Raw genomic sequence first — 595 nt, forward strand, 5'->3', positions numbered from 1 at the left:
TCACGGGTGGCACCGCCTGGCAGGGTCAGACGAGTCAGCCGACCCACAGCGTCCCACTGATACTGGGTCAGCGCGCCATGTTCATCTTCGCGCGCCACCTCGCGGCCCAGGTCGTCGTAGCGATAGCGCCTGATGCCACCATTGGGCAACTGCTCCTCAACCAGTTGCCCGCGCTCATTCCACATCAAGCGATGGCAGCTGTGATCCGGGTACCAGACGCCGGTCAGTTGCCCATGTTTGTTGTAGCTGTAGTCGGTAACGTGACCGTCGGGATCGAGGCTACGGGTGATATCGCCCTGGTCATTGCGCTCGTATTTCCAGACCGCTTCACCCCGGCGCACCACGCGTACGAACCCGTGGTCATGCTCGTACGTAGTGGGCTCATCTTCCCCAGGAAACAACGCCACTAAGCGTCCGGCTTCGTCGTACTGATAGGCCGTCACCGCGCCCAGCGGGTCTTGTTCGACCGTCAACCGCCCTTGGGCATCGTAGGATTTGAAGTGCTGCGCGCCATCGGTATCGATGCGTTGCACCAATCGCGCACGGTCGTCGTGGACATAGATTTCCTGGCTGCCATCGGCGTTGTGCACCGTGA

Annotated in this window: 1 pseudogene; it reads right to left on the reverse strand. The window is 61.3% G+C overall.

The window, feature by feature from the left end:
• Positions 1-595, reverse strand: a pseudogene (locus ACFZPT_RS26540) (type IV secretion protein Rhs); the annotation flags it as partial.

The organism is Pseudomonas sp. MD330_10, from assembly GCF_042610415.1.
GTDB classification, from domain to species: domain Bacteria; phylum Pseudomonadota; class Gammaproteobacteria; order Pseudomonadales; family Pseudomonadaceae; genus Aquipseudomonas; species Aquipseudomonas rhodesiae.